This is a genomic window from Streptomyces brasiliensis (assembly GCF_014647875.1).
In the GTDB taxonomy this organism is placed as follows: domain Bacteria; phylum Actinomycetota; class Actinomycetes; order Streptomycetales; family Streptomycetaceae; genus Streptomyces; species Streptomyces brasiliensis.
The window spans coordinates 1-18,317 of sequence record NZ_BMQA01000101.1; the positions used below are offsets into that span (position 1 = coordinate 1).

Below are 18,317 nucleotides of genomic sequence, written 5' to 3' on the forward strand. Positions count from 1 at the left end.
CCTCTTCCTCGCGACGTTCTTGATCTAAGCAGTCAGATCATCGCAGGTGAGAGGCACCCTTATTCTGTCGGGCCGTCAGGCCACGGTCGTAGCTGAATACATGAGGTTGGAGCAGCGATCTGCCTGACAGGGGCCTTGAGGCGGTCCGTCTGCGCATGTCGCTGAGTGCACACGGACTGCAGGACGTATCGGCGTCCTGGTGCTCCGGTGAGCGTCAGCAAGTCCGTACATCCTGGGCAGCTTCGTGTGCTTTGCGGAGCTGGTTGGTGAGGTTCGTGGGGGCCTCGCCGATGAAGCGGGCGACTGTGGTGGCACCGTTTCGGTCCGCGCCATCCGGTCCACCGCGGCGGACGTCTACAGCAGGATCTGGGGCAGGTGTTCCGGGTTTCGGGCCACTTGTTGCCGGTGGCCATGTAGAGGACGGCGGTGCGTTCCAGGTCGATCCCGTACGCGGCAGGATCGGTGAGTACCCGCGCGAGGTAGGCGGTGGAGTCGGCGCCCAACCCCCAGTTGATGACGGTGTCCAGGGCGTCGTTGGCGGCGAGGCCGAGCAGTGACGGCGTGTAGGCGGTGCGGGACATGGCGGTCCGTCACTCCTTCGTGGTCCGGGCGAGCAGGGGCTGGGCGGGGATGATGAGGACCAGGGCGTCGGCGAGCCACGGGTCGCAGGTCGGCCAGGGGCGGCCGCTGGAGAGCACGACGACCGGGCCGGGCTCGTGGGCGAGGTGACAGCACACGCCGCACTGGCAGGCCGGGTCGTAGGGCGCGGGATGCGCGATGGACTGGTCGTTGAAGTAGTCCGCGCCGCGCAGGGAGACGGCGGCCAGGATCAGGTCGCCCTCGACGACGTCGCCGGCGCGGGCCACACGCGCGTGGACGGGGTCCTCGAGCAGCGGGGCGTGGTCGGCGTCGCCGGGGTAGGCGGTGACGACGGCCCCGAAGAAGTCGACGTGCTCACGCACGGCACGGTCCGCTCAATGGGCTGTGCCCGGCCGGGACGGCCGGGCACAGGAAGGCGGTTGGGTTCTCAGGGCAGGGCAGGCAGGCAGGGCAGGCAGGCAGGGCGCGGCACCGGCAGGCGAACCGGTCCCGCATCGGGCGGGCGGATGAAGGGAGGAGGAAGGGGGGAGAGTCAGCGGCCGACGTGAAGGGGAGGGTCGTCGGTGGCAGAGGTGCTGCTGGACCAGCCGGAGGACCTCCGCTCCTCCCACCACGCGGGCGGGTGGCCCGGGCCCTTGGCGGCCGGGCGGGGCGCGCTCGGTGGTGCGGGCTGAGGCGTCGGGGGAGGGGTGACGGGGGCGGCGGCGGCCGGTCCGGGCAGGCTGGCTTCTGTGTAGGCGATGCGCTGGCGCAGGCTGAGGCCGAGATCGTCGACGCTCAGGTGGATGGAGTTGTCCTTGATCTCGGTGATGCGCCCCTTAACGAGGACGGTGACCCCGGTGGTGAGGGATTCGGTGGCGTTGCGGGCGAGGTCGCGCCAGGCGGTGCACAGGTAGGAGATGGGCGCCTGGTCCCTCCACTGCCGGGTGGTGGCGTCCCACTGGCTGGGCACCTCGGTCAGGCGGAACCGGCAGACGGCGATGCCGGATTCGGTGAAGCGGCATTCGACGTTGCTGGTGACAGTGCCGGACACATGTGTGAGGGACGGGGCCATGCGAACCACCTCTTATCTAACATAATAGTTTGTTCTGGGGTGGGGTCAAGCCCCCCTCTGCCACTGCATCCAGCGGTCCAGGCGTCGCAGCCACCGCCGCCACACCCCGCCCGCCGCTCGCGCCGGCGCGGCGCCTCCGCTGAACACCGTGGAGTCCTCGACCTCCATGTGCAAAGGCACCGACTGCCCGGGCTGGACGAGCAGCGGGTCTGTGGTGTCGAGGTGAACCGAGACCCGCACGGCCTGCATGTCGGCGTCCAAATAGGCGAAGACGAGAACCCCCGCGATCTCGATGCACGGCAGGCCTTCGTCGTCGGGGCCGGCCTGCGCGTGGAAGACAGCCGCGCTGTTGGCCTCGGCGCAGACCTCCTCGCCGGGAAAGCGGAATTCGTGCGGGGCGGTCACCGTAGGCACGAGCCTGCCGATGTCGTCGGCATACAGCGAGTAGTCCTCGTCTGAGCGTTCGGCCTTCGGCCCGTAGTAGAGGTCGACGGCCCATTCTCGTAACCCGGCCGCAGTTGCTCACGCCGTTCCTGCTCGGCGGGCGTGTACCCGCCCCTCTGCGCGTACCGCATGAACCCGCCGTGCCACAGGGATCATGAACCGTCACGCCCCTTGGTGTCTACGAGTTCAATCTGAGTCATGGCTCGCCCGGCTGCTCACAGCCGCTTCGCGCTGCGGAACAACTGGGCGTAGAAGCCGTTGCCGTCCAGCCGCGAGACACCGCCCTGGTCGCCGATCGTGGGGCCGTTCTGCTCCTTGCGGCTGGACACGAAGACCTTGTGGCCCTCGGTGTCCAGGCCCAGGTAGATCGCGGAGTGGTCCATGTGGTTGGCGGTGCGATGGTCCATCTTGAAGAACAGCAGATCACCGGGCTGGAGGACATCGGTGTTCTTCGGCCGAACGTACCAAGGGCTGGGGCCTTGCAGCTCGATGATGTCGACGCCCTCCTTGCCGCGGGCCATGCCATCGGCGGTCCGCGGCAGCCCGTCGCCCTTGTCGTCGGCGGCCATCAACGGGTAGCGGGCGCGGTAGCCGTAGACCAGGCGCAGATAGCCGGAGCAGTCCACGGAGTGCAGGCGGTCCGTCTGCGGGTACATCGTGGTGCCGTCCCGGAAGGTGTACGGGATGCCCAGGTAGTCGTAAAAGTCAGTCTGTTCGTACCGGTCCACGCCGTCGGCTTTGAAGGGCCCGTAGAACGCCTGTCCCGCGTACTGGAGGCCCTGGTCGTCCTTCTTGACCGGCGCACCCGGCGTGTACTGGAAGGCGAACGCGAAGATGTCGTCCTCCTCGCTGCGGTAGTACTTCTTGAACCATTCCTTGAACCATTGCTGGTTATCGGCGTCCTTGGTCCAGGGCTCCGGCAGGAGGCGCACCCAGTCGTCGGTGACCACCTTGGTCTTGGTGATGGCCGGTTCGCTGAAGGTCCGCGTGGAGCCCTTGAGCGTAGCGGTGCGGGCGCCGTCCGTGAAGGTGGCGATAACCTCGCCCTTGTCGTCGCGCAGCACCGAGCGCGCCGGGTTGTTCAGCCGCTCCCAGGTCTGCTTGCCGGTCGCCTCACCCGAGTTCTGCAGGGCATTGTCGGTAACCGACTGGGCCGCGGGCTTCTTCGCCTGCTCGTCCTTGCGTAGTTCGTAGGTGAAGTAGGCGCTGCTCGCGAGCAGCGCCAGGACCGTCGCCGCGTGGACGACGGGGCGGCCTTTGCGCTTCGGCATGGTGAGGGCTCCAGAAAAGGCGTCGAGAACAGACGGGTTCAGGCGGAGGGCATGGCGCCCAGGAGGATGCCGGCGGTCAGGACCACATAGGTGGCCAGGGTTACCGCTCCGACGGACAGCAGCGTGGCGCCCTTGGACTGGCGGACCAACTGGTAGCCGATCAGGCCCGGGACGATGAACCCGAGCGTCTGGTTGGCGTACAGCAGCGGGAACTCCATCTGTAGCACGATGATCACGGTGGCCTGGATGAGCACACCGCTGAGCACCACGGCCGCGAACAGCCGCTTGCCGTACAGGATCACGAAGCGCTGCAGCAGCAGCGTGGCGAGGTAGGTCAGCACGGTCACGCCGACCACCAGCGCGGCCCGCTGCAGGTCCTCGATGAGCGTGAGCGCGAGCCAGCCCGGCGTGATCATGCCGCCGGGCGACAGGTTGGTCGTCAGGTAGCACATCAACGAGAACAACAGGCCCAGGCCGATGCCAATCGCGGCGATCTCGGGGGTGAGGACGGAGGGGATCAACGCTGTTCTCCTGGGCTGTGCCACTGCTGGCTGTCGTCATCGGAACGCTCGGGAACTATGCGAGGCTCGAACGGCCCGCGGGGCGTGGCCTGTCCGGCCGAGGGGCCGGTGTCCGGGCGCGCCTGCGGCACGGCGGGGGCGGGCTGGTCGCCGTAATACGGCTGCGTCCACGCGTCGTTCGGGTACGGCTGCCCCTGCCCCGCCTGGTTCACCCGCTCCCAGTCCGGGTACGGGTGTACGGCGTCGCGCTGCACGGGGATCTGCGGGACGTAGGGCTGCTGCGCGTAGCGCGTCTCGTACGCCTCCGAGTAGCCTTGGTAGGGGTCGATGCGGGGCGCGTACAGCTGCATGGTTTCGACGTGCTCGACCACGGCGGGTGCCGCCCCTCGGCCGGGCGCAGCCGTGGTCACGGGCTCGTCGACGCTGTCGGCCGGCGGCAGTTCGGCGAGGTGCTCCAGCAGAAGTTCGCCCTGGCCGTGGATGTTGCCGATCGCGACCAGCGAGGAGTCCGGGCCGAGCTGCTCCAGCAGCCGGGCCATGAACTCCTCCGGGTCGCGCTTGTCGCCGCCCAGGTCGACGGCGCGCGAGCGGAACTCGGCGGGGATCGCGTCGATGGCAGACTTGGCCGGGTGGCCGATCACGAAGACGCGCTCAGGGTCGAGGCCGGGGATGATCTCGCCCATCTGGCCGTTACGCTCGACCCGGTCGGGGCGGCAGTTGATGACCACGTTCAGGGGGCGGTGGATCGCGCCGAGGTCGAGGAGCTGGTTGATGTTCATCAGCGTTGACTCGGGGTCGTTGGCCGCGAAGACGTTGGCGAAGCGCAGCTTCTTCCCCTCGGGCGTCAGATAGCGCTCGACGGAGAGGACACCGGGGTCCGGCGGGGCCTCGTACATGCCCTGCAGGGCCGTCTCCCGGTCGACGCCGAGGAGTTCGGCGACGGCCAGCGCGATGGCCACGTTCTCCTTGAAGGTGAACCAGCTGAAGCCGCGCAGCTCCTCGTCGGTGACCGTCTCGGGGTCGGCGTAGACGAGCTTGCAGTCCCGGGCGTCCGCCTCCTCCTGGAGAATGTGGAAACGTTCCTTCTCGGCGGTGACGCAGATGCCGCCCTCGGGCATGGACCGGCTCAGCGAGCGTGCCACGTCGTCCAGTGTGGGCCCCATCTCGGCGAGGTGGTCCTCGCGGACGTTGCACAGCACACCGATCGTGGAGCGGATCAGCTTGGACTGGTTGATCTCCTGCAGGGCAGGCATGACGGCCATGCACTCGATGACGAGCGCGTCCGGCTTGTACGCGGCGGCGCGGCGCACGATGCCGATCTGCTCGACCACGTTGGCGATGCCGAACTTGCGGTAGACCGGCTCCTCGGTGGCGTCCGGGTGGATGAACCGGGCCGCGGTTCCGGTGGTCTTGGCGACGGTCGTCAGGCCGCCGCCGCGCAGGGCTCCCGCGCACAGGCGGGTGATGGAGGACTTGCCGCGGATGCCGTTGACCAGCACCCGGGTGGGTATGTGGTCCAGGTTGGTGAAGTGCCGCCGCTGCTCCACGATGCCCGCGACGAGCAGGATCGCGCAGCACACCAGCAGCACGGTGTAGAGGAAGAGCACGGGCGATCAGTTCCTTGTGTACTGCTGCGGCGTGGACGCCTGGGGCGGGGTGTGGCGGGGCTGCTGCCGTCGCTGGTCCTGCAGCTGCTGCCGGATCAGTTCCAGGGAGCGGGTGACCGCGCCGACCTCGTCGTGGTACTGCGGGAACAGCACGGTCTTGCGGTCGCCGTCGGCCAAGGCCTCGGCCCGGCCGGCCAGCGCGCGCAGCGGCCGGGCCACCACGATGTACAGCCAGCCCAGGCAGGCGACGACCGCGGTGGCGCCGAGCAGCCCGGCGAGAATGGTGCGGTTCTGGGTTTCGTATCCGGGGATGGCGAGTCGGTTGACGGGCTGCCAGCTGACCACGCTCCAGCCGAGCGACTCGGCGGGACCGCTGCCGGCGAACGGCGCGGCGGCGGCGATCCGCACCCCGTGCTCACGGTAGAGCACGCCGTTGGGCCGCGGCTTCTTACCGAGCCGCTGGGCGCTTGCCGCAACGAGGTCCCTCAGGTGCTCGTCGGGCAGCGACTGGAAGGCGAGGAAGCCGGTGTTGCCCGCGATGACCTTGCTCCGGTCGTCCACGAGCCGGACCACCCCCAGGCCCGGCCGGTTCAGCAAGGCGTTGAGGAACTCGACGCGGAACTCGCCCACCAGCTGGACGCCTTTGCGGCCGGGTATCTCGGCGGTGGCGACGACGACAGGCTCCTTGCCGCCGTGGCCCAGCAGCCGGATGGGTGTGCTGGAGACCCGCTTGGACTTGATCACCCGGGGGTCCTTGCCCTCCTGGGCCAGGACATCACCGGAGGATTCGACGACGTAGAGCGAGCGGTAGCGCTGGTTCTCGTTGATGGTGCGTTCCAGCACCTTGTCCATGGCCTCGGGTTCGGTCCGGTTGCCGATCAGGGACGCCACCGACTGCAGGTCGGCGCTTCCCTCGTTGAGCGCGCGGCGCACCCGGTCGCTGAGCGTGTCGGTGCGTTCACGCTGGTCGCTGACGAGCCGCCGGGGCACGACGGCTGTGCTGTCGGCGCGGTTGAGCAGCAGCATCAGCGGTGCGGACCAGGCCAGCAGCAGCAGCACGCAGACCACCAGGAGGGCCCGGGTGCCCACCCGGCGCAGTCCGCGCGGGCGCGGCGCCGGGCCGGACGCTTCGGCGGGCTCGCCGAGCAGCTGCCATCGCAGCTGTTCCAGGGCGTTGCCGATGCGGCGCGCCTCACCGTAGCCGGGGACGGTGACGGGCCGGGTCAGGTCGCCCCGGGTGAGCCGGCGGGACTCCAGGAACAGCCGGATGAGCGGGCGTTGCACGGTGCCCAGCAGCACCGCCACGGCCAGTGCGCCGACGATGAGCAACGCGCCGCCCGCCAGCAGACCGAACACCGAGGAATGGGTACGGGTGGGGTCCTCGGCCACCGTGACCATGGCGACCACGGAGAGGCCGAGCCCGGAGGCGGTGGTGATCTCGCCGGGCTGGGGCGCGGCCAGCGTGGCGTATCCGGCGACGGACCGGTCGCTCAGCAGCTGCCCGCCGAGCAGGCTGCCGCTGACGCCCTGGTAGCCGCCGGTGCCGGGCTCCTTGCTGCTGCGCGGATCCTGCTGCGCCTTGCGGGCCGCGCGCTGGGCGAAGTCCTTGAACTGCTTGCGGGAGTCCGCGATCTCCTTGCGGTCGATGCTGTTGCGCGCCTGCTCGGGTTCGGGGATGCCGTCGCTGCTGAGGATCACGCCGTCGCGGTCAACCACGGCGATGGAGCGGAACTGGCCGAGGCTGATGCCGGGGAACTTCAGGTTGCTGGAGGCCACCAGCAGCAGCTGCGGCTTGCCCGGCCAGGTCAGCAGCCCGAAGGACAGCAGACGCACCTCGCCGTTCTTCAGCCGGACCATGCGCGGGGCCAGTCCATCCTCGCCGCCGAGGGCGGAGGTGTTCACGGAGGGCAGCGGCACCGTCTCGCCGCGGGCCGCGACCAGCTTGCCGGTGCGGATCTCGACAACGGCGGTGCCCATCCACTTCTGGTAGGTGCTGCCGAGTTTGTCGAGGACGGCGTCGCCGGAGACGGGCTGGCCGGCGCTGAACAGTGCGGCGGACCGGGTGACGTCGGTGACGGACTCGTCGACGGAGGCGCGCAGCGCGATGGCGCCGTCCTCCGCGAAGTGCTGCTGGGACGTCAGCACCGCCTTCGGCACTCCGGCGTTGTCGACGCGGCCCAGCACGAGGGCCGTGACGCCGGCCAGCATCAGGAGGAGCACCGACAGGACCGCTATCGGCGGGCGGATGCCTCCGATCAGTGACATGTCGGCTCGTCGGCGGGCTCGGTGCTGCCGCGCCGGGGGCGGTGACGCCACAGGAGGGTCCTCTCGCGGTGTGCGGGTGGTCGGTTCCGCGCAGGAAAGCAGGGGCGGTATTTCGGTTTTGCGTGCGCTGTGGGCACACCTGTCGCACAGGTGAACCCGCAACGCTCAGACAGGTATGAACTCGATAAGGTTGCACTCTTACCAATGTGATCTGCGCAACACCCGCTGAGAGGCCATGAGCCACGCACTGTCGGTCCCGATAATTCATCCCCCATCGGGCCCCCGATCCCCACGCTCCGACCGTGTCCGCTGACCGCGTCAGAGGCTTCGCCGGCACCGGGCATCAACGGCATCATGATCTGTCGTGATGCTGCGCCTGGCCTCTCGCAGCCACCAACGCCTTCGAGCTACTGCGCGTGCTGCCGATGAGCAACCGGGACAAAGACATCGAGATCCTTGCCTCTGTCACCGACTGCTCCTCCTCCGGCGCCGGGTGGAGCCCACGTTCAGCGACACCGACCGAGTGCGCGGGGTGACCACGAACTACTGGTTCCTCACCGGATGCTGATCGAGTGCTCGTAGACCGGGTTTGAGGAGCCGGCAAAGATGTTGAGGGATCCTCCTCGACCGACGGTCACCTGCGTAGGGGCAGTTCGCCTCAGACTCGTTGATGGGCTGGCAGGTTGCCGTAGAGGGGTTCGCCGCCGTAGCGCTCCGGCGTCTCCGGTTCCTTCGTGGCCATGGGGTTCCTTCCGTCGCGGGATTCGGTCCGTCCGTACGGGTGGGAGATCCGGGATGCCGTCGTCCCCGCGCACGTTGTCCCAGCTGCTGCGGACATGCTCGGCCAGGGCGGCCAGCGCGGAGGCCTCGTCGTTCCAGAGCGTCACCTCGTCCGCGTGCCGGTCTTCGCGGCGCAGCACCCAGACGCTGCCCGCGACGAGCCGGGTGCGCTGCACCGGGCCGGTGAAGTCGAAGCGCGCGAGCCACGTGCCGAGGATGTCGACGGTGTCGGCGCCGGGCCACCGGTCGGTGCGCTCCTGGAGTTCGTTCATCTGCTCGTGCAGGCCGATGATGGCTTCGCCCTCGGGCGTCGCGGGGTCGGGCGTGATCACGGAAGGCTCCTTCAACGAGGGAATGACGGGCGGGGAGTGGGGGTCACGGAGTGCCGTCCAGGAGGCCGCGCACCAGATCCATCAGGTGTTCCTGGGCGGCCGTGAGCTGGGCAGTGCGCAGGACTCGTCGGCGCAGCACGGGCACGTCGAGGGTGATGCCCGAGGGCGCGTCGGGCCGGTCGGGCGCGAAGACCAGGCGGTAGTTGCGGGTGTGGATCATCCAGGCCTCGTAGCGGTCGGCTCGGCTGCCGCTGCGGGCGGCATGGTCCTTGCCGGGCGAGCGGGACGGGCACAGGCAGGACGCATCCGTGCAGGGCCGCCCGGCTCGGTGCTCGCGAGCGCCGCGACGAACGGGCTCCATCCGACGTGCGGACCATCCGCGGCCCGCCGCTCTGCCGTCGTGAAGTACACAGCCCGCACGAGGCGGCCGTCGCCGGGCTGTTCGGCCACGAATGCCGAGACCCGCTCGACCACGACCTGCTGCCACCCCTCCTCGGTGACCGACAGGGCTTCGATGATCAGTGAGTCCAGTGCCCTGGGAGTCAGGCGGCGGAGCGCATCGCGTACCGGTGGCTCGGTCGGCGCGGCCAGCAGTTCGGCCAGTTCGAGGGGCTTCATCGGCGGTGTCCTTCCGTGTGCGCGACCGGCGGCGGTGCACGGCGACCGGACTCCCGCAGCACCAACAAGATTGGCCTCAAGGGCCGGGCGGGGGCGTTCGAGGCGGGTGGTGTCGGTAGTCGGGAAGGACTGCTCCCCGTCGCGCACCCAGCGGGGCGACAGCTGGTTGAAGCGCTCGGGCGTGGTGTAGTACGGCTGCCCGGCCGGGCTGAACACCATGGCCAGGTGGCCGTCGGAGATCAGGGCCCCCAGGCGGTGGTGGCTGAACTCCCGCATCAGGGAGAGCATCTCGTCCTGGCGCAGGCTCCAGGCGTACCCGTATCTGCGCAGGGTCCGGCGCTCGGCGGCCGCCGGGCCGCTCTGGGCTGCATCGAGGGCCTCCGCGGCCGTGACGGCGGCGGCCGGGCTGGAGGCCAGTTCGCGCGCCGCTGCCTCGGCGGCCGGGCGGGTGGTGTGGCTGCTGAGCGCGTACCCGTGGAGCTGGTCCACGACCTGGTGCGCTCCCTGGCTCTCGGTGACGGCGTACCGGACAGGCGGCTGGCGGCGGCGTCGGCGCACGACGAACTCCATTGTGCAAGGGGGCGGAGAGGATGGGGCGTGCTGCCCGGCGGGCGCGGTGGTCAGCCGGTGAACAAGGGCGTGCAGGAGGAGAAGACGAAGTGGCCGAGCTCGCGCAGTGCGCCGGCGGTGCGCTCCACAGCTCCGGGGCCGTGGTCAGTCGGTCGGGTGTACGCCTCGATCGCGCTGTCCCAGGTGAACCCCTGGGCGGCGAGGGTCTCTTCGGTGCAGGGAGTGAGGTCGGCGCGGGACTCGGGGGCCGCGACCAGTCCGTGAGCGGGGTCGGGTACGACCAGGAACATCGGGGCTCCTTCCGTTGCGGGCCGCCCAGGCCGGGGCGGCCCGCAGGTGAGAGCGGACGGGTGGTCAGCGGGTGACGGTGACGGTGTAGTCGGCGTCCAGGACGGCGAGTGCGGCACGGATGGCGGCACGCGTCTCGGGGCTTGGCGCCGAGTACGGGAAGTCCAGGGCGTGCACGGCGTCGTCCAGGTGGTCGTCGGGCATCGGCAGCGTGTGCCCGCTGCGGTAGAGGGCGACGGCGGTCGCGGTGGCGACGCGGCTGCGGTTGTAGGCGATGGCTTCCTCGCCGCTCGCGTCCGTGCCGAACGCTTCGCTGGCGGTGGGCGGCAGTGCCGCGATTCCAGAGGTAAAGCGGCGGGCGGGGATGCGGAGTCGAGTCGGTCGCAGGGCGCGGCGCAGCGTTCGCAGCATGGCAACTCCTTGGGTGGAAGGGGGGATTGGGGCGTCAGTCCGAAGGAGAGGTGCGGTGAGGCGACGGCCCTGATCTACCATCTACTATTTATAATAGTGTGAAACATTCCTGCGTGAACCCACCCCTGACCTGCTCGTTCACTCACGCGGGGTGTCGGCGAACGCGGCCAGCATGGGGATCACGCAGTCGGGGCGGCCGGCCGCCTCGACCGTCACCCACTCTCCGGAGGCGCCGACGACCACGCACACGCTGTCCACCTGGACGGGGCCTTGCTGCCCGAGCGGGCAGGAAGCGCGCTGCCAGACGATTCGTGTACGTCGGTGCTCCTCATCGATGCGCGCGCCGGGGAGGGCGTCGGCCACGGCCTCGGCGACGGTGCGGCGGCCGTCGGCCTCTGCCTGCTGCCGGGCGGCGAGTTGGGAGGCCAGGTCTGCGGCCTCGGTGTGCAGCGGGTAGAGCCGTCGGGTGATCTCGCGTGCCACATGGCGGGCACTGATGGCCGTGACCTGGATCGACGGGGCCTGCACCTGGGACTCGTCGGGGAGGGCTGCGTAGATCTTCACTCGGCCGGGCTGCTGGTCGTCGGGCTGGCACAGGCGCAGGGCGCGGCCGTCGCCATCGATGATGAGCCGTGCCAGGCCGCGCGCGTACTCGGTATGCGGGGCTGTGCGGCAGTGTGTGCCCAGTTCTCGGGCCACCTCGTCGGCGAACGCGTCGAACTGCTCCTGGGTGGTCAACTCCTGTGGCATGGCGGCGTCTTCACTCCTTAGAGCGGCGGCTTGCTGGGCGTCCGGCGGCGGGCGGTGCGGCGGTGGCCTGCTCGCGGCGCTCGGCGTCGCGGCGGTAGTCCTCGGCGGTGTACCCGGTGTCGCACGTCGATCTGCACAACTGGCCCGGGGCCGCGCCGCAGGTCTCGCACCGTTCGTCGAAGTCCTCGGGGTTAAACGGGGGCAGGCTCACGGGGTGTCCTTGATGTGCTCGGTCACTTTGCGGGCGGACAGGACTGGGGTGGTCGTCGCGAGTTCGCCGCAGCTGGCCTGCCAGATCTGCGCCGGATTGGACGGGGATATCTGGAAGTTGGTGGCCGGGGTAACCTGCCACGTGCGGCCGTGGGGGTCGGTGACGGTGTAGGTGAGGTACTGCAGGGTGCCCTGGCAGCCGTTCTCGCTCCAGGTGAGGCCGGCCGCGGTGAGGGCGCGGCCGAGCTGGGCGCAGCGGTCCGGGGTGGCGTGGTCGAAGGTGGCCAATGCGCGGTCCCCTGTCTGTGATGCGGCGGGTGCAAGGCGGGCTGGCGACCGACGGACACGGCCGTGCTTCTGGACGGCAAACGTGCGCGGTCGGGCGTCAACGGAGGCCGGACGGCTGGGGCTTGCGGTAGCGGTACAGGAAGCGCGCGGCCCACTCGCGGCTGGCGAATCCGGGGATTCCGCCGCCGGTGCCCGGGCGGTTGCCGGGATACTCGGCAACCCACCTACACACCTTCGGGTCGTGCCAGACGACTCCGTAACTGGTGCTCGGGTCCTGTCGGTCGAGGACCCGGTAGCCGAGCGATCCGATGTCGGTGAACGTGAACTCCTCAGGCATCGCGGCCTTTTCGGTCGATGATGGATGTGGGAGGGGGCGGTGCGGGGGAGAAGCGCCCCCTCCCACAAACTCTATAATAGTTTGATATGTGGTGGTGTGAACCCGCCCCCGGCCTGCGGTTTTCCGGCGGCGCTGACGTCAGCGCATGAGCACACGGGGGCTGGCGGTGAGGGTGGCGGGCGGTGTGTGGTCGCGGTAGTCCGAGACCTTCACGTATCCGCCCGGCATCGTGTCGAGCCGCAGGTCGGGTTCCCAGTCGGCTGTCACGTCCTGGGGGAGGTTCTCGATGTCGTCCGCCTCGACCTGCGCGGCCCAGCCGGTCAGGTCGCAGCTGAGTGCTCGCCGCCACGCAGCCAGACGGGGAAGAGTTGCCCGCAGTCGTCGACCAGGGCGACCGCGCGGGCCTCGTGCGGGCCGGGGCACTCGGCGTAGGTGGGCGTGTCGGGGCGGGTGCGCTCGCCCAGGGTCATCAGCCAGCGCACGATCACACCTTCTCCTTGGTTTCGGGATACGCCTGGGCTCCCCTGCGGCGGGTGCGGCCGCGCTGCTGCTGGGCGCGCAGAGATGCGACCTCGCCCCGGTACTTGTCTGTGCGGGCCCGCTGCTCGGCTGCGGCGTTGGCGTAGTAGGGGGCCTTCCACATCAGAATGTGGATGTCGCGGGCCAGTGAGCCCCTGTAGTCGGCCAGCATCAGCAGCAGGACCGGGTGCGGGTGGGCGGTGAACAGGCGCGCGATGGTCCACCAGAAGGCCACGGCGGCTTTCAGCTCTCGGTGGGCTGCCTGCGACTCTGCCGCGCAGCGGACGGCGTCGGCGTCGGTGTGCGCGGCGGCCCAGTTGAGGAACCGCAGCAGTCCGGGCGTCTTGCGCAGCCTGGACGCGTCCAGGATCAGGGGCAGGTCGTCGCGCTGGGCGACGTGGTCGGCGCACGCGCGCAGAACGGCGGTGAGCGTCGCGACCGTCCTCGGTGACGGCTCGTTCCCGGCGGCGGTCGACAGCGGATAGACGGACTCTTGGGGGTAGTCGCCGTAGTCGCTGGGGTAGCGGGTCAGACTGCCGTGGTAGCCGCTGTTGCGGTGGGCGAACCGCGGAAGGGCGTCGTCGGGGGCGGTGGTCTCGTAGGCGTCGACCGGTCCGAGACAGGCGCGGACGGCGGTGAACTGGTCCCAGTAGTGCGGGTGTTGGGTGCCGGTGACGTGCACGCTGCCGTGCATCGCCCCGCCCAGCTCGAAGACGACGGCGCCGGCCTGGCGGGGGCCGGCGGTGGCGCGCACGGTGCCGGCGGGCGTCTCGATGGTCAGGCTCGGGCTGGTCATGCTGGTCATGGGCTGCGGCTCCTGGTGGGTCGGCTCGGTGGGCTGGGGCCTGCCGTCCCGCGCTCGCCGAAGGGGAGGGCGCGGGCGTCGGGGCGGCAGGTCGTCGGCCAGTGGCGTGCTGGCCGGGTTGGCCGTTCCCGCCTCCCCGGGGGGAAGGGGGAGGCGGGAACGGCGTCTGTGGGTTACTGCGGGCGGTGGCGCGTTCCGTGAACCTTCGGCGGGCTCTACGCTTTTTGCTCGCTGTAGGTCCAGCAAGAACAGCCCGTGCCCTCGGACCGGGAACGGCCCCAGAGGCGCACTGGGTCGTGTTCGGATTCCGGGTAGCCGCACCCGGCGCACGGCGGGCCCCATGAGGCGGGCTCGTCTGCCGGAACGGCTGTGTAGACGTCCGGCGGGCCCCATGGGGGCCCCCGGGCTTGAATGTGGCCGATGCGTCGGGCAGGAGGTGCGCCCACCCTTCGGGCCAACCGACGGGGGGCTTTCGGCGGCAGGTGCCGATGGCATCGCGCACCGCCTGGCCTCGCCACAGTTGCGTGACGCCGGTGGGGCCGGTCACGCGGTAGGCGGCGGCCGTCACCTGTTCGTCCGGTCGGTTGATCAGGATTCCGGATGTCTTGTCCGGTACGAACGTGACAACCGAATGGTTGCGGGTCTGCCGGTACCGGATCACGCCGTCGTGGGCCATCCGTCCTTCGCTGAGCAGCCAGAAATTGAGGCTGCCCCGCAGCCAGCCGTTCACGTCCCTGCCCGCAACCGTGCGGCCCAGACACGTCACACCTTGGGCCGGAAACTGCCCCGCGCGGCCTACAACCTGGGTGTACGTCACATGGATGTCCGCGTGGTCCATGTGGATGTACGAACCTGCGATCCCGCACTCGGGTACGCGGTGGGCGATGAGCCGGGTTCCAGGAAGGGGCTGCCGGGCGGGGATGTCGTCGTGGGCGGTGGGGTTCGGGGCCACGGCAGGCGTGTCAGGCACGGGGGCTCTCCTCGTCGGGGTCGGGGAGGGGCAGGATCGGGGCGTCGTAGACCTCGCGCTCTACGGCGGGGACGCCCGGGCAGGGGATGACGGCCTGCCGGAGTTCGGCCGTGTGCATGGGGTGCAGCCACCCGCCGTGTACGGTCCAGCCGCACGCGCGGGGGTGGGGCTCGGCGGCCGTGGTCGCGACCAGGACCGCGTTCCGTACGGTGCTGCCCTCCAGCGCGAACACCAGGAGCATGCGCAGTACGGCGTAGTCGTCTTCGTCCAGCACGCTCAGGCGCAGCGGGGCGGTGCCGACGGAGAGGTCGGCCTGAGCCGTGACGAACGTGTCATCGGTGCGCTCGGCTACGAAGTTGATCGCGTGTTCGCCGTCGCCGAGTGCGTGAACCACTGTGGCAAGGGCGGTCAGGGCGCGGCTCATGGCGACGGCTATGGCGGCGTCGTCGGGAGGGGCCAACTCCGGGCGTGCGGGCATGGGGACTCCCTGCGGCTGTCGCGGGCGTGGGGCTGCGCCCCGACCGGGGCGCAGCGGTGGTGATCAGTTCCAGTTCTCGGGGGCGGGCCGGAACCGGGTCTTGAAGGCCATGGCCTCCGTCTCGGTGGCGGGGCGCCAGTCGGCCGTCTTCTCCTCGAGGGAGCTGAACACGGTCGACTCGACGCCCTCCCAGTGGTCGTCCGCGCTTCGGTAGGTGATGTGGAACCGGTCCACGGCCGTGATCTGCACGGTTGTCGCGCCGTCCCGGGTGTCCCAGGAGACGTACTGGCCTTCCGTGAACTGGGGCATGTGCTCTCCTCGAAAGGGGGGCGGTCAGTACAGGTCGCCGATCAGGTCGGCAATGTGCTGGCCGAGTGCAGCGAGATCGCTGGTCGGCGGGAACGGGAGGTGGGCGCTGTCGCCTTGTGCGTCGTTGCGGATGTAGAGCTCTCCGGTTCCGCAAACGCCGATCGTGAACGGGATGCGGTCGGCGTCGTAGAGGCGGCCGGTCGTCCGCCACGGGCCGGGCACGGCGCGTCACTGGTCACCCAGGGCCACCACCGCGGCGCGGGCGACGTCGTACGGAGTGTGAGGGCTGTGCTCGGAGTCGGGGGAAGGCGTAGCCATGGGGCGGTGGGTCCTTTCGGGTGGGGTGGAGGGCGCCGTGCGGGGTGCCGGCGTGCCTGGGCGCGCGGTCTGCTCCGCAGACGCGTCGCGCTGCCGCTACGCGGCAGAGGGACGGGGCGGGCGCTCCGCGCCCCTGGCCGGGTGGGGGAGCGCTCCGCGCTCTGGGGCCGGCCGGTCACCCCGGGCGGTCCGGGAGAGGTGCCCGCCCGGTGCTGGGGGCGGCGTGGGGCCCGTGCGGGCCGGGCTCGGGGAGGTTCCCGGCCCGCACGGGGGTCTGTCAGCCGTGTGTGGCGGCGGCCGTGAGGGCGGGCAGGGCGAGCGCTTCGAGGGCGGCGGCCTGGTCGGCGTCGGTGAGGGTCTGGGCGGTCGACGTGACGGCCTGCATCACGCCCCCGGCCGTCATCTGACCGCCCCGGATGAAGTGGGCAAGGATCATGTCCTTGGCCTCGGTGCCGATGCTGAGCGTCTTGGTGACGTGCTCGATCGTCTTCGTCGGCTCGGCCAGCGTCTTACCGGCGGCGGCCTCCATCTCGCGTACCTTCGCCTCGACGTACTCGCGAGACAGGAAGGTGCGCACAGCGTCGGCGGTCTTGGACGTGATCAGCTCCAGCGTCTTGCGCTGCGTCTGGCCGGACCAGGACACAACACCCTGGTCCTGCTTGCCTCCGAGGTGCACGGCACGCATGACGTCCTTCGTCTCGGTCAGGCCGTTGCGGCACACCTGGATGACCGCACGCGGGGTGATCGTGTAGGCGCCGGAACCGACCTCGCTGTTCGTGATGACGAAACCGGCCGAGATCATCGGCAGTTCGTCACCGCTACGGCCGTCGAACGGGGAGCGGTAGCCGCGCAGCAGCGCACGGGCCTGGACAGCGACCGCTTCGGACTCGACGCGCACGTACATGCGCCGGTCCGTCAGATCGCACCCGGTCACGCGGGTGGGGTGACCGGACTGCTTCACCCCGTCCAGGGCGGCCAGCAGCATGTCGAAGTTGTCCATCAGCTTGTAGCTGTCGGACAGCAGCGCGCGGGCCACGCCCTCAGCGGGCGGCATGCCCGGGGCGTTGTCGCCCCGGAACGCGCGGAGCATGAAACGGCGCTCCGGCTCCTGGCCCAGCCACGCGTTCACGTTCTCGTCCAGAAGCGGGACGTTCTCGGCGCGCATCCGGCGCAGGTACGCGAGCGGGATGCGGAGCTTGTCGGAGATCCCCTCGTCGGCCACGGCGGTGGGCTGGTAGATGCCGTCGACCTCCGTCACACCGTCCTCGGTGATCAGGGACTCGACACCCTCGACGTGCACGTTCCCTTCGCGGAACCGCAGCGCGGATGCAGGGGTGATCACGTCCAGCTTGCGCCGGTTCTGGTCCTCCAGGATGCGGACCAGATCGGAGAGTTCGGCGTTTCGGGCGCCGGTGGGGGCCACGTTCGTGGCGCGCTCGGCGAACTGCTGCGTCATGCGGTGTTCTCCCCTTCGTGGTGGTTTCTGCGGTCCGGGGGCGGGGCCACCACCCCCGGACAACATTCATAATAGTTTGTTTCGTGAGGGAGTGAACCCACCCCTGACCAGCACACTTAGACCGTGGTGCGGTACTCCGGTAGCGGCGTCAGGCTCGAACGCCGCACGTTCGTGACCACCGACACGGCCCTTACGCCGCGCATCTCGCACAGGTCGTAGCGCAACTCCGGCTCCTCGTCGAACGGGTCGCCCTGCTCGTGAATCGCGTACACCCAGTACGCGCCGTGACGCTGTGTCACGCTGCCGTGGTAGTCGACCTTCTGCCACAGTGCAGGCCCGCTGTGCTGCCCGGCCGTCATCTGCTCGGACAGCAGCTTGAACGCGCGCGTGACGGTCGCCTGGTCGACCGGGACACCCGCCACGGCAGGGGCGGTGTGACCCGTGCGAACCCCCAACGCCCAAACCAGCTCGAAGAACGACCGGACCGCGTCTAGCTGCTTTTGCGGCATGCTCAGCGTGTCGGGGCCGCACTCGCTGAGCGCCAACTCACCCAGCGCGTAACGGGCCTGCTCGCGTTCCGCCTGCGTCAGAGGCTCGCCGGTCCGGCTCGAAGTCTGCGTCTCTTCCATGGTTCCTCCATCCCATCCGGGAGCCCGGGGGGCTGCTGCCACCCCGGGCCCCGCCCTGATAGCGGAGCGGGCGGTTACCGCCCTTTCCCGTAGTGGTCGTCCATTCCGAGAATGGAAACGATGAATTCCGCCCAGTGGAAGTGCTCGAAGAATGCAAGGGGCACGAGCGCGAACAGTCCGGCCAACAAATAGTCGTCGACCTTCGCCCACGTCCGGTAAACCGCGTGGCTGACACTCCTGCGCCACGTGATCTCTACCGTGATCTCACACCCGAAAACGCCCGGGTGGAATTCGCGGTGGATCCGGCCCAACTTCCCTCCGGGACGGGTCACGTGCACGTGATGAGCTCCGTCGGCGCGCTCAGCGATTCCCTCGAACTTCCACGCCTGTCCGACTGCTGCACCAATCTGCCTGTGGAGGGTACGGCCAATGCCGTTGCTTGAGTTCTAAACCAATCGAGGCAGAAGGGTGATGGTCTTTGGCTGGG

At 69.8% G+C, this 18,317-nt stretch carries 25 protein-coding genes; all 25 read right to left on the reverse strand.

Going from position 1 to position 18,317, the window contains the following annotated elements; all coding sequences use genetic code 11:
• Positions 1-590 precede the first annotated feature (590 nt).
• On the reverse strand, positions 591-962 hold the full coding sequence (locus IEZ19_RS46095) for a hypothetical protein (protein ID WP_189317363.1): 372 nt from the start codon (positions 960-962) through the stop codon (positions 591-593).
• A gap of 170 nt (positions 963-1,132) precedes the next feature.
• Positions 1,133-1,654, reverse strand: a complete 522-nt coding sequence (locus IEZ19_RS46100; RefSeq protein ID WP_189317364.1) for a single-stranded DNA-binding protein — start codon at positions 1,652-1,654, stop codon at positions 1,133-1,135.
• A gap of 45 nt (positions 1,655-1,699) precedes the next feature.
• The gene (locus IEZ19_RS46105; protein WP_189317365.1) at positions 1,700-2,059 is read right to left on the reverse strand and encodes a hypothetical protein; all 360 of its coding nucleotides are present in this window, start codon (positions 2,057-2,059) and stop codon (positions 1,700-1,702) included.
• A 254-nt stretch (positions 2,060-2,313) separates the two neighbouring features.
• The gene (locus IEZ19_RS46110) at positions 2,314-3,369 is read right to left on the reverse strand and encodes an NlpC/P60 family protein (RefSeq protein ID WP_189317366.1); all 1,056 of its coding nucleotides are present in this window, start codon (positions 3,367-3,369) and stop codon (positions 2,314-2,316) included.
• A gap of 38 nt (positions 3,370-3,407) precedes the next feature.
• Complete coding sequence (locus IEZ19_RS46115) at positions 3,408-3,890, reverse strand: poly-gamma-glutamate biosynthesis protein PgsC/CapC (protein ID WP_189317367.1); 483 nt, start codon at positions 3,888-3,890, stop codon at positions 3,408-3,410.
• Complete coding sequence (gene pgsB, locus IEZ19_RS46120) at positions 3,887-5,497, reverse strand: poly-gamma-glutamate synthase PgsB (RefSeq protein WP_189317368.1); 1,611 nt, start codon at positions 5,495-5,497, stop codon at positions 3,887-3,889. Before pgsB ends, IEZ19_RS46115 begins: the two co-directional genes overlap by 4 nt.
• Before the next feature lie 6 nt (positions 5,498-5,503).
• Positions 5,504-7,762 carry a HAMP domain-containing protein gene (locus IEZ19_RS46125; RefSeq protein WP_189317369.1) on the reverse strand — a complete coding sequence of 753 codons (2,259 nt, stop codon included), beginning with the start codon at positions 7,760-7,762 and terminating at the stop codon, positions 5,504-5,506.
• A gap of 554 nt (positions 7,763-8,316) precedes the next feature.
• Complete coding sequence (locus tag IEZ19_RS46130) at positions 8,317-8,874, reverse strand: hypothetical protein (protein WP_189317370.1); 558 nt, start codon at positions 8,872-8,874, stop codon at positions 8,317-8,319.
• Between the two features lie 43 nt (positions 8,875-8,917).
• On the reverse strand, positions 8,918-9,094 hold the full coding sequence (locus IEZ19_RS53280; RefSeq protein WP_308429093.1) for a hypothetical protein: 177 nt from the start codon (positions 9,092-9,094) through the stop codon (positions 8,918-8,920).
• A complete protein-coding gene (locus IEZ19_RS52090) occupies positions 9,091-10,062 on the reverse strand; it encodes a hypothetical protein (protein WP_229841611.1) in 972 nt (323 codons plus the stop codon). Before IEZ19_RS52090 ends, IEZ19_RS53280 begins: the two co-directional genes overlap by 4 nt.
• A gap of 50 nt (positions 10,063-10,112) precedes the next feature.
• Positions 10,113-10,352 (reverse strand): hypothetical protein, encoded by a 240-nt coding sequence (locus tag IEZ19_RS46145; protein ID WP_189317371.1) that lies wholly within the window; start codon positions 10,350-10,352, stop codon positions 10,113-10,115.
• A gap of 64 nt (positions 10,353-10,416) precedes the next feature.
• On the reverse strand, positions 10,417-10,761 hold the full coding sequence (locus IEZ19_RS46150) for a hypothetical protein (protein WP_189317372.1): 345 nt from the start codon (positions 10,759-10,761) through the stop codon (positions 10,417-10,419).
• Positions 10,762-10,899: 138 nt separating this feature from the next.
• Positions 10,900-11,511 (reverse strand): hypothetical protein, encoded by a 612-nt coding sequence (locus IEZ19_RS46155; RefSeq protein ID WP_189317373.1) that lies wholly within the window; start codon positions 11,509-11,511, stop codon positions 10,900-10,902.
• Positions 11,512-11,521: 10 nt separating this feature from the next.
• Positions 11,522-11,722 carry a hypothetical protein gene (locus IEZ19_RS46160; protein WP_189317374.1) on the reverse strand — a complete coding sequence of 67 codons (201 nt, stop codon included), beginning with the start codon at positions 11,720-11,722 and terminating at the stop codon, positions 11,522-11,524.
• Entirely contained in the window at positions 11,719-12,009 is a 291-nt protein-coding gene (locus IEZ19_RS46165) for a hypothetical protein (protein WP_189317375.1), read from the reverse strand. The genes IEZ19_RS46160 and IEZ19_RS46165 overlap by 4 nt, the downstream gene beginning before the upstream one ends.
• Before the next feature lie 97 nt (positions 12,010-12,106).
• Entirely contained in the window at positions 12,107-12,346 is a 240-nt protein-coding gene (locus IEZ19_RS46170) for a hypothetical protein (protein ID WP_189317376.1), read from the reverse strand.
• Between the two features lie 138 nt (positions 12,347-12,484).
• The gene (locus IEZ19_RS52855) at positions 12,485-12,613 is read right to left on the reverse strand and encodes a hypothetical protein (protein WP_268248777.1); all 129 of its coding nucleotides are present in this window, start codon (positions 12,611-12,613) and stop codon (positions 12,485-12,487) included.
• 53 nt (positions 12,614-12,666) lie between these two features.
• Positions 12,667-12,834 carry a hypothetical protein gene (locus tag IEZ19_RS52095; protein ID WP_229841612.1) on the reverse strand — a complete coding sequence of 56 codons (168 nt, stop codon included), beginning with the start codon at positions 12,832-12,834 and terminating at the stop codon, positions 12,667-12,669.
• On the reverse strand, positions 12,831-13,670 hold the full coding sequence (locus tag IEZ19_RS46180; RefSeq protein ID WP_229841613.1) for a hypothetical protein: 840 nt from the start codon (positions 13,668-13,670) through the stop codon (positions 12,831-12,833). Before IEZ19_RS46180 ends, IEZ19_RS52095 begins: the two co-directional genes overlap by 4 nt.
• Before the next feature lie 962 nt (positions 13,671-14,632).
• Positions 14,633-15,118 (reverse strand): hypothetical protein, encoded by a 486-nt coding sequence (locus IEZ19_RS46185; RefSeq protein ID WP_189317377.1) that lies wholly within the window; start codon positions 15,116-15,118, stop codon positions 14,633-14,635.
• 63 nt (positions 15,119-15,181) lie between these two features.
• Positions 15,182-15,427 carry a hypothetical protein gene (locus tag IEZ19_RS46190; RefSeq protein ID WP_189317378.1) on the reverse strand — a complete coding sequence of 82 codons (246 nt, stop codon included), beginning with the start codon at positions 15,425-15,427 and terminating at the stop codon, positions 15,182-15,184.
• A gap of 24 nt (positions 15,428-15,451) precedes the next feature.
• Positions 15,452-15,649 carry a hypothetical protein gene (locus IEZ19_RS46195; protein WP_229841614.1) on the reverse strand — a complete coding sequence of 66 codons (198 nt, stop codon included), beginning with the start codon at positions 15,647-15,649 and terminating at the stop codon, positions 15,452-15,454.
• A 373-nt stretch (positions 15,650-16,022) separates the two neighbouring features.
• Positions 16,023-17,201, reverse strand: a complete 1,179-nt coding sequence (locus IEZ19_RS46200; RefSeq protein ID WP_189317379.1) for a DUF932 domain-containing protein — start codon at positions 17,199-17,201, stop codon at positions 16,023-16,025.
• Positions 17,202-17,317: 116 nt separating this feature from the next.
• On the reverse strand, positions 17,318-17,830 hold the full coding sequence (locus tag IEZ19_RS46205) for a hypothetical protein (RefSeq protein WP_189317380.1): 513 nt from the start codon (positions 17,828-17,830) through the stop codon (positions 17,318-17,320).
• A gap of 74 nt (positions 17,831-17,904) precedes the next feature.
• On the reverse strand, positions 17,905-18,168 hold the full coding sequence (locus IEZ19_RS46210; protein ID WP_189317381.1) for a hypothetical protein: 264 nt from the start codon (positions 18,166-18,168) through the stop codon (positions 17,905-17,907).
• Between the last annotated feature and the right edge of the window lie 149 nt (positions 18,169-18,317).

What these genes read in the sequence shown, in the direction of transcription:
- IEZ19_RS46100 (WP_189317364.1), bottom strand. Translation starts at nt 1,654, where the DNA reads ATGGCCCCGTCCCTCACACATGTGTCCGGCACTGTCACCAGCAACGTC.
- IEZ19_RS46110 (WP_189317366.1), bottom strand. Translation starts at nt 3,369, where the DNA reads ATGCCGAAGCGCAAAGGCCGCCCCGTCGTCCACGCGGCGACGGTCCTG.
- IEZ19_RS46125 (WP_189317369.1), bottom strand. Translation starts at nt 7,762, where the DNA reads ATGTCACTGATCGGAGGCATCCGCCCGCCGATAGCGGTCCTGTCGGTG.
- IEZ19_RS53280 (WP_308429093.1), bottom strand. Translation starts at nt 9,094, where the DNA reads ATGATCCACACCCGCAACTACCGCCTGGTCTTCGCGCCCGACCGGCCC.
- IEZ19_RS52090 (WP_229841611.1), bottom strand. Translation starts at nt 10,062, where the DNA reads ATGGAGTTCGTCGTGCGCCGACGCCGCCGCCAGCCGCCTGTCCGGTAC.
- IEZ19_RS46145 (WP_189317371.1), bottom strand. Translation starts at nt 10,352, where the DNA reads ATGTTCCTGGTCGTACCCGACCCCGCTCACGGACTGGTCGCGGCCCCC.
- IEZ19_RS46150 (WP_189317372.1), bottom strand. Translation starts at nt 10,761, where the DNA reads ATGCTGCGAACGCTGCGCCGCGCCCTGCGACCGACTCGACTCCGCATC.
- IEZ19_RS46155 (WP_189317373.1), bottom strand. Translation starts at nt 11,511, where the DNA reads ATGCCACAGGAGTTGACCACCCAGGAGCAGTTCGACGCGTTCGCCGAC.
- IEZ19_RS46170 (WP_189317376.1), bottom strand. Translation starts at nt 12,346, where the DNA reads ATGCCTGAGGAGTTCACGTTCACCGACATCGGATCGCTCGGCTACCGG.
- IEZ19_RS46180 (WP_229841613.1), bottom strand. Translation starts at nt 13,670, where the DNA reads ATGACCAGCATGACCAGCCCGAGCCTGACCATCGAGACGCCCGCCGGC.
- IEZ19_RS46185 (WP_189317377.1), bottom strand. Translation starts at nt 15,118, where the DNA reads ATGCCCGCACGCCCGGAGTTGGCCCCTCCCGACGACGCCGCCATAGCC.
- IEZ19_RS46190 (WP_189317378.1), bottom strand. Translation starts at nt 15,427, where the DNA reads ATGCCCCAGTTCACGGAAGGCCAGTACGTCTCCTGGGACACCCGGGAC.
- IEZ19_RS46200 (WP_189317379.1), bottom strand. Translation starts at nt 17,201, where the DNA reads ATGACGCAGCAGTTCGCCGAGCGCGCCACGAACGTGGCCCCCACCGGC.
- IEZ19_RS46205 (WP_189317380.1), bottom strand. Translation starts at nt 17,830, where the DNA reads ATGGAAGAGACGCAGACTTCGAGCCGGACCGGCGAGCCTCTGACGCAG.